Origin of the sequence: Oerskovia sp. NPDC060287 (assembly GCF_042726775.1) — a bacterium.
In the GTDB taxonomy this organism is placed as follows: domain Bacteria; phylum Actinomycetota; class Actinomycetes; order Actinomycetales; family Cellulomonadaceae; genus Oerskovia; species Oerskovia merdavium.
Genome location: NZ_JBHXBO010000261.1, coordinates 1 through 5432, shown reverse-complemented (window position 1 = coordinate 5432; position 5432 = coordinate 1). Strand labels below are relative to the sequence as shown.

4 protein-coding genes are annotated in these 5432 nt (G+C 71.8%); 1 reads left to right on the top strand and 3 read right to left on the bottom strand.

Translation table 11 applies throughout. The annotated features are described in order from the left end of the window. Positions 1 to 52: 52 nt before the first annotated feature. The 3 genes from ACFWFR_RS17015 to ACFWFR_RS17005 form a co-directional block, all read right to left on the bottom strand. Positions 53 to 1237 carry a hypothetical protein gene (locus tag ACFWFR_RS17015; RefSeq protein ID WP_377623785.1) on the bottom strand — a complete coding sequence of 395 codons (1185 nt, stop codon included), beginning with the start codon at positions 1235 to 1237 and terminating at the stop codon, positions 53 to 55. A gap of 159 nt (positions 1238 to 1396) precedes the next feature. Next, entirely contained in the window at positions 1397 to 1867 is a 471-nt protein-coding gene (locus tag ACFWFR_RS17010; protein ID WP_377623784.1) for a pyridoxamine 5'-phosphate oxidase family protein, read from the bottom strand. Between the two features lie 103 nt (positions 1868 to 1970). Further along, positions 1971 to 2618: a DsbA family protein gene (locus ACFWFR_RS17005; RefSeq protein ID WP_377616075.1), complete on the bottom strand. Its 648-nt coding sequence runs from the start codon at positions 2616 to 2618 to the stop codon at positions 1971 to 1973. A 203-nt stretch (positions 2619 to 2821) separates the two neighbouring features. On the opposite strand from ACFWFR_RS17005, the gene pepN reads away from it, so the two are divergent. Next, complete coding sequence (gene pepN, locus ACFWFR_RS17000) at positions 2822 to 5383, top strand: aminopeptidase N (RefSeq protein WP_377623783.1); 2562 nt, start codon at positions 2822 to 2824, stop codon at positions 5381 to 5383. Positions 5384 to 5432 lie beyond the last annotated feature (49 nt).

Genomic DNA, 5432 nt, shown 5'->3' with positions numbered 1-5432 from the left:
GGCCCGACGGCGCCGCTCGCCCGGGTGCGTCACCCACCCGGGCGGTGCGACGTCAGAAGGACGAGAGCCCGGCCTTGGCCACGTTGAACCCCTTGCCGGTCTCGCTGTCCGTGCAGCGCATCCCGGTCTTGGAGCTCGTGCACGTGTAGGTCCCGACCGTCTTGGTCTGGTCGTACTCGAGCACGGCCACGTCGCCGCCTGCCTTCTGCGGCTGGTCCGCGGCCGGGACGCACGGGATGTCGACACCGTCCGCGGTGAGGGTCACGAGGTAGCCCGTGGTGCCCTTGCACCCCTCGACGGGTGCGGGCTGCGAGGCGAGCTCCGCGATCCCGCACGAGATGCCCAGGTCGCCGATCGTGCACGTGATGTTCTTGCTGGGCGTCGTGACGGTCTCGCCCGCGATCGCGACCGGGGCGTCCTCCGCCTCGGCGGGTGCCTCGGGAGTCGCCGCCGGGGCCTCCGCGACCGTGCCCTGACCGTCGGGCGACTCCGCGTCCGTGCCGCCGCCCGCGAGGCTGATCGCGAAGGCGATGACGATCGCGACGAGGATGACGTCGACGACGATGAACGCGATCCAGCCCGGGCTGAGCCGGCGGCCACCGCCGGACCCGCTGCCCTTCGCCGGGCCGCTCGGCCGCACCGGGGGCTGCGCGCCCCCACCCGTCTGCGCCTGCTCGGCGTACGCGGGCTGGTAGGGCTGCGCGGCCGGCTGTGGTGCGTAGACCGGCTGCTGGGGAGCGGCCTGCGGCGGATAGGTGGCCTGGCCCTGGTAGACGGGCTGCTGGGCAGCCGCCTGCTGGGCGGCCTGGCCCGAGCCCGGCGCGAACGCGGGCGGCGGCGGCTGGTACGCAGGCTGCTGCTCGTGGACGGGCTGAGCCACGGGAGCGGCGGGCTGGGCCGGCTGGTAGGCCGTGGCCTGCTGGTCCTGACCGTAGCCCGGCTGGGCCGGCTGGTAGGCCGTGGCCTGCTGGTCCTGACCGTAGCCCGGCTGGGCCGGCGGCTGCTGATAGGCCGGTCGCTGCTGCGCCGGAGGCACGGGCGCCTGGTACGCGGTCGCCTGGCCGTCGCCGTACGACGGTTGCGCGGGCTGGACCGGCTGGTAGGCCGTCGCCTGCTGGTCGGGCGAAGGAGGGGTCGGGTACGTCACGGGCTGCTGCGCCCCCGGCTGGAAGGCCGGCGGCCGCTGGGCAGGCTCGGAGTGCGGGGGCGGCGGAGGCACGGGGGCGTTGCCGGACATCACAGCTCCTCAGAGGACGGGACCCCGCAGTTTCGGGGCAGAAGTACGCAGCATGGCACGACGATCCTGCGTCGGTCGAACCGCACCCCTGTCCGATGAGTCCGCTATGCACCCCGTGCGAGGTCGGTGCCCCGAGGCACCGACTCCCTAGAGACCAGGTCAGCGCGCCCGCTCGTCGACCTGCACTCCCGCTCCCGGGCGCCAGGTCTCGGTCCGGACCTCCTCACCGTCCACGGTCGTCAGCACGACGCGCGACAGGTCGATCCAGAAGAGCCGGAACGGCTCGCCCGGCTCCGCCGTCCCCGCGGGTCCGAACCGGCGCGCGTCGTCGACCGAGGAACCACGGGCGGTCCCGTCGATCTTCACGTCCCCGCTGGTCATCGTGCCGTCGCCCGGGTTCGAGTGCAGCACGAACCGCGGGTCGAGGCGCAGGTCCATCGACTTGCCCGAGCGCGACGACGAACCGATCCACGCCTCGTCGCGGGCGAAACCGACCTCGGTGCCGCTGACCCGCGGCGACCCGGTGAGCGTCCGGGTCGCGAGGACGTGCTGCGCGGTCGCCTCGAAACGGGCGCGCACCCGCCGGGCAAGATCGGGGGCGTCGTCGACGAACTGCTTCCAGGAGGCCATGCCGCGATCCTTCCACGTCGGCAGTCGACCGCCGGGCCGGTCCAGGACGACGACGGCGCGCCTCCGGCCGGGCCGGGGACGCGCCGTCGGGCGTGCGTGCCCGTCAGTCGAAGACCGGGCCCTGCGTGCGCGTGCGCTTGAGCTCGAAGAAGCCGGGCGTCGAGGCGACCAGGACGCACCCGTCCCACAGCCGTCCCGCGTCCTCGCCCTTGGGCGCGGGCGTGACGACCGGACCGAAGAACGCGACATCGCCGAAAGCGACCACGGGCGTCCCCACGTCCTCGCCCACGCGCGAGATGCCCTCGGCGTGCGAGGCGCGCAGCTCGGCGTCGTAGCGGTCGCTCGTCGCGTGCTCGGCGAGCGAGGCGGGCAGGCCGACCTCGGCGAGCGACTCGGCGATCACGGCGTCGAAGTCGCTGCGCCCGCCCGGGTGCAGGCGCGTGCCGATCGCGTCGTAGAGCGGCTTGACGACGTCGTCGCCGTGCTCCTGCTGCGCCGCGATCACGACCCGGACCGGGCCCCAGCCGCGCTCCATGAGGTCCTGGTACTTCTCCGGCAGCTCGCGGCCCTCGTTGAGGACCGACAGGCTCATGACGTGCCAGCGCACGCTCACGTCGCGAACCTTGGAGACCTCGTCCATCCACCGGCTCGTCATCCAGGCCCAGGGGCAGAGCGGGTCGAACCAGAAGTCGGCGGTACGCACGGGGGCGTCGGTCTCGCGCAGGTCGTCAGCGATGTCCGACGTCGTCACAGCAGTCACGTGGTCAGGTCTCCTCGGTGGTTCGAAGGTCGGGTGGAGGCAGGACGGCCCCGCTCCCCGAGTGCTCAACGTCACGGACCCCGCACACATTCCTGCAGGCCAGGAGGTCCTCGCAAAGTCCGCGACCGGCAGGTCGCCGCGTGGGAGAATCGTCGTGGCCTACCGGCCAGCCCGATCCGTACTGAGGAGATGTTGTGCCCGGAGAGAACCTCACCCGCGCCGAAGCCGCCGAGCGCGCTGGTGTCGTCACCGTCCGTTCCTACGAGGTCGCGCTCGACCTCACGACCGGACCCACGACGTTCGGCTCGACCACGGTGGTGCGGTTCGCCGCGACCCCCGGGGCGAGCACCTTCATCGACCTGATCGCACCGACGGTCCACGAGATCACCCTCAACGGTGAGGCTCTCGACGTCGCCCAGGTCTTCGCGGACTCCCGCATCCAGCTGACGGGCCTCGCCGCCGAGAACGAGCTCCGCGTCGTCGCGGACGCCGCGTACACCAACTCGGGCGAGGGCCTGCACCGCTTCGTCGACCCGGTCGACGGCGAGGTCTACCTGTACAGCCAGTTCGAGGTCCCCGACTCGCGCCGCGTGTTCGCCGCGTTCGAGCAGCCCGACCTCAAGGCCACGTTCCAGTTCACGGTCACCGCGCCGTCCGCCTGGCAGGTCGTGTCGAACTCCCCCACGCCCGAGCCCGTCCCCGCGACGCACGCGACCGACTCCACGGTCGACGCCTCGACGTGGACGTTCGAGCCCACGCAGGTCATCTCGACCTACATCACCGCGATCGTGGCTGGCCCCTACGTGGTCGAGCGCTCCGAGCTGACCTCGTCGGACGGCCGCGTGATCCCGCTCGGCGTGTTCGCGCGCAAGTCCCTCGCGCCGCACCTGGACGCCGACTACATCTTCGAGAAGACCCGCCAGGGCTTCGCCTTCTTCGAGGAGAAGTTCGACTACCCGTACCCGTTCGCCAAGTACGACCAGCTCTTCGTGCCCGAGTTCAACGCCGGGGCCATGGAGAACGCGGGCGCCGTGACGTTCACCGAGACCTACGTCTTCCGCTCCAAGGTGACCGACGCGATCAAGGAGCGTCGCGTCGTGACGATCCTGCACGAGCTCGCGCACATGTGGTTCGGCGACCTGGTCACCATGAAGTGGTGGAACGACCTGTGGCTCAACGAGTCCTTCGCGGAGTGGGCCTCGACGCTCGCGACCGCCGAGGCGACCGAGTGGCACGAGGCCTGGACGACGTTCGCGGCCATGGAGAAGTCCTGGGCGTACCGCCAGGACCAGCTCCCCTCGACGCACCCGATCGTCGCGACGATCAACGACCTCGAGGACGTGCAGGTCAACTTCGACGGCATCACGTACGCCAAGGGCGGCTCGGTCCTCAAGCAGCTCGTCGCCTGGGTCGGCATCGACGCGTTCATGGCCGGCGTGGCCCAGTACTTCAAGAAGCACGAGTACCAGAACACCGAGCTGAGCGACCTGCTCACCGAGCTCGAGGCCACGAGCGGGCGCGAGCTCGGCTCGTGGTCCAAGCTGTGGCTCGAGACCGCGGGCGTCAACACCCTGCGCCCCGAGATCGAGCTCGACGCGCACCGACGCATCGTGTCGTTCGCGGTGCTCCAGGAGGCCCCGGCCGACTACCCGACGATCCGCCCGCACCGCCTCGCGATCGGTTTCTACAACGTGGTCGGCGGCAACCTCGTGCGCGAGCACCGCGTCGAGATCGACGTCGACGGCGTCCGCACCGAGGTCCCCGAGCTCGCGGGCCTCGACCGTCCGCAGCTCGTGCTGCTCAACGACGACGACCTGGCATACGCCAAGATCCGTCTCGACGAGGCCTCGCTCGAGGTCGCGATCGAGCACCTCGCGGACATCACGGACCCGCTCGCGCGCTCGCTCGTGTGGGGCTCGGTCTGGGACGCGACGCGCGACGGCGAGACCCCGGCGGGCGAGTACGTGCGCCTGGTCCTCGGGAACATCGCCCGCGAGACCGAGTCCACGACGATCCGCACGACGCTCAACCAGCTCGCGCTGGCCGCGAAGTCGTACGTGACGCCCGGCAAGCAGGCCGCGACGCTCGCGGTCGTGGGCGACGAGCTGTGGCGCCTCGCCCAGTCGGCACAGGCCGGCACCGACGCGCAGTTCCAGTTCGTGAAGTTCTTCGCGCACCTCGCCTCGACCCCGGCTCACGCCGACGCGCTGCGCGGGCTGCTCGACGGGACCGTGACGCTCGAGGGCCTCGAGATCGACACCGACCTGCGCTGGGAGATCCTCGAGGGCCTCGTCCTCCTGGGCCGTGCGGACCAGGCCGAGGTCGACGCCGCGCTCGCCCAGGACCACACCGCCACGGGCCAGCAGTCGGCGGCCCGTGCGACCGCGACGGCCCCGACGACGGCGGCCAAGCTCGCCGCGTTCGCGTCGCTCGTGGACTCGGACGAGGCACCCAACGCGATCGTGCGCGCCACGACGCAGGGCTTCCAGCACGTCAACGACCCGGCCGTCCTGGCCCCGCTCGTCGAGAAGTACTTCGCCTCGCTGACCACGCTGTGGGCAGAGCGGAGCTACCACATCGCCGAGACGCTCGTCGTGGGGCTCTACCCCGCGCCGCTCGCGAACGCCGAGCTGCGCGACGCGACGCAGGCCTGGCTCGAATCCCACGCCGACGCCGCCCCCGCGCTGCGCCGTCTGGTCGTCGAGAACCTCGCAGGCGTCGAGCGGGCGCTCGCGGCGCAGGCCGCGGACGTCTGAGGCTGACCCACCGCTGACGACCGACGCCGGGGTGGAGGGGAAGGTTCCC

What these genes read in the sequence shown, in the direction of transcription:
- ACFWFR_RS17015 (WP_377623785.1), bottom strand. Translation starts at nt 1,237, where the DNA reads ATGTCCGGCAACGCCCCCGTGCCTCCGCCGCCCCCGCACTCCGAGCCT.
- ACFWFR_RS17010 (WP_377623784.1), bottom strand. Translation starts at nt 1,867, where the DNA reads ATGGCCTCCTGGAAGCAGTTCGTCGACGACGCCCCCGATCTTGCCCGG.